The sequence below is a fragment of the Nonomuraea basaltis genome, assembly GCF_005893125.1.
Lineage (GTDB): Bacteria > Actinomycetota > Actinomycetes > Streptosporangiales > Streptosporangiaceae > Nonomuraea > Nonomuraea basaltis.
In genome coordinates this window covers 1-2,174 of sequence record NZ_VCJS01000498.1, presented here as the reverse complement: position 1 = coordinate 2,174, position 2,174 = coordinate 1, and the positions used below count along the sequence as shown (strand labels likewise).

The 2,174-nt window shown below is 68.6% G+C and carries 4 protein-coding genes; all 4 read right to left on the bottom strand.

Annotated elements, in window-relative coordinates; all coding sequences use genetic code 11:
• Nucleotides 1-136: 136 nt before the first annotated feature.
• Nucleotides 137-595, bottom strand: a complete 459-nt coding sequence (locus EJK15_RS68910) for a hypothetical protein (protein ID WP_138720867.1) — start codon at nucleotides 593-595, stop codon at nucleotides 137-139.
• Between the two features lie 5 nt (nucleotides 596-600).
• Complete coding sequence (locus EJK15_RS68905) at nucleotides 601-816, bottom strand: hypothetical protein (RefSeq protein WP_138720866.1); 216 nt, start codon at nucleotides 814-816, stop codon at nucleotides 601-603.
• 161 nt (nucleotides 817-977) lie between these two features.
• Complete coding sequence (locus EJK15_RS68900; protein ID WP_138720865.1) at nucleotides 978-1,406, bottom strand: hypothetical protein; 429 nt, start codon at nucleotides 1,404-1,406, stop codon at nucleotides 978-980.
• Complete coding sequence (locus EJK15_RS68895; protein WP_138720864.1) at nucleotides 1,403-1,774, bottom strand: hypothetical protein; 372 nt, start codon at nucleotides 1,772-1,774, stop codon at nucleotides 1,403-1,405. The genes EJK15_RS68900 and EJK15_RS68895 overlap by 4 nt, the downstream gene beginning before the upstream one ends.
• Nucleotides 1,775-2,174: the final 400 nt, after the last annotated feature.

The following is a 2,174-nucleotide window of genomic DNA, read 5'->3' as shown; positions in this document are numbered from 1 at the left end:
GCGCCAGGTCGCCAACCGCCTCGTCGGCATCCTGCACGGCTGCCTCAAGACCGGCACCCTCTACGACGAGGCAACCGCCTGGCCGCATCACGCCGAATCGCTTGCTGCTTGACAACTAAAGCTCCTGGGATGTCTTTCAGGCGAAGAAGTGGATGACGAGGTAGGCGACGATCGCGGCCGTGGTGAGCTCGGGGAGGTAGATGACCATGGCGGGGACGTAGAACGCCGTGTACAGCAGCGCGCGGACCAGCAGCAGCACCCGCCAGGCCCACACCACGGCGCCGACGTCGGTCGGGAGCCACTGCGGCTCCCAGCGTTCGCGGACGAACGTGAGGGGCGAGGCCAGGTAGGCAGGCCGTTCGCGTGCGATCCAGCCCGACAGCGGGCCCTGGACGAACTCGACGAGCTGGCCGAGCGGCGACACCTCCGGCATGGCGGGGAGTTGGGCGGGCTGGTCGTCGCGCAGGGGCACGACCGGGGCAACCTGCTCGGTCGCCTGGCCAGCCGCCTGCTCCTGGTCCTGCTCGGCGGCCGTGTCGGTCTGCTCGGCCTTCTGGCTGTGCGTGGCGTACGGCGAGCGGATGCTGCGTGGCATGTTGGTCACCTCCTTTGGCGGTTGACGTCGTCGGCGTTGCGACGGAACTCGGCGGCGTAGTGGGTGTAGAGCCGGTCGCCCTCGGCCTCATCGGCGTTGTGCATGTCGGCGAGCTCGGCCGTGAGGTAGCGGATGGCCTCGTGGAACGCGGCCTTGGCGCTCGCAGCGCCCTTGATCCCGGCGTGGAAGCGCTTCTTGCGGGCCTCGCGGCGGGTCGGCACGTGACTCCTCCCGATCGTCACGGACAGTTACATCTGGCGGAGCTGTGCTACGATCTCGCGCACGTGCGCGCACGTACACCTGCGTGCGTAGGGTCGCCCCGCGTCGGCGGTTTACGGCCCTGGTCGGCGCTGAACACGGCCCCGAGGCTGTTCACGCTCGGTCACGTCCCCAAGATGTTGGCGATCACGGCGTCCCACTCGATGCGGGCCATCTCCTCGCCGTCCGGCACCAGCTCGTAAAGCCCGGTCACCTGCTTGGCGAACACGTCAGCCGGAGTGCGGAACACGGCCAGCAGCAGGTCCCCCTGCGTGACGCCGAGACGCACGTGCCGGCCGTCCGAGGTCGGCTCGACCCGCAGCGCGGTGCGGTCCGGCTTCGATAGACACTCGGCCCGCCCGTTCTGACCGTCCAGTACGACCGCGCGGGGCGCGACGACCGGTGCGGGCCAGTCCTCGATCTCCAGGTGGACGAAGTACGGGTCGGCCGTCCGGTAGTTCATCCAGGCGTTGTGGAACTCCTCGGTGGCCTCGTCCCACACGGGGAGGTAGCAGGCCCGCTCGACCGTCTCGTCCGTCCGGCTGGTGGTCATCGGTTGTCTCCCTTGTCGTTGGTCGTGTCATTGGTCGGCGTGCCATCGGCGTGTGTCACGCCGTCGTCTGTCGTGTCACCTTCCGTGCCATCAGCCGTGTCATCGGGCGTGTCACTCGCGCCACCGTCCGTGCCACCGCTTGTGCCATCGGCCGTGTCACTCTCGGCAAGCCCGGCCCTCTCGATCCAGCGGTAGGCCGTGCGAGGGCTCACCTTGTACTCGTCGAGCACCGCGTCACGCAGGTCTGCCACCTTCATGCCGGGGTTCTCCTTGGCGAGGTTGTGCAGCCACGTGATGCGCTGCTCAAGCTCCCTGTCAGTGGGCGGCGCGGCCGTGACACGACGCGTGCCATTCGGGCGGCGTGTCACAGGCTTAGCGGGCCGTGACACAGGTGTCGGTGACACGGGCGGTGTCACGCCGTTGCCGTGTGACACGGTGCCGTTCACCGTGCCACCGGCCGTGTCACTCGGCTTGCCAGCGGCCATGTCACTCGCGCCCACGGACGTGTCACCGGCCGTGCCACTCGCCTCGGCTGGCACAGGCGCCGGGGAAGTGACACCCGTGCCAGCCTCGATCGCGCGAGGCGCCACCGACACCGGAGCGAGCTCGCCAAGCCGGTACAGCGCCCGCTCTCGACGCGTTGAGCTTCCCCCCGTTGCACGGACACCTGAGGTGAGGTCACTCGGCGGTGTCTGAGGGCCGGTAGAGGCTCTCGTACGTGACGGGGCTGTGCATTCCAATGCTGGAATGGCGCCTGTATGGATTATA

Excerpts from the sequence above, each read along its gene's own strand:
- EJK15_RS68910 (WP_138720867.1), bottom strand. The coding sequence starts at position 595 with ATGCCACGCAGCATCCGCTCGCCGTACGCCACGCACAGCCAGAAGGCC.
- EJK15_RS68900 (WP_138720865.1), bottom strand. The coding sequence starts at position 1,406 with ATGACCACCAGCCGGACGGACGAGACGGTCGAGCGGGCCTGCTACCTC.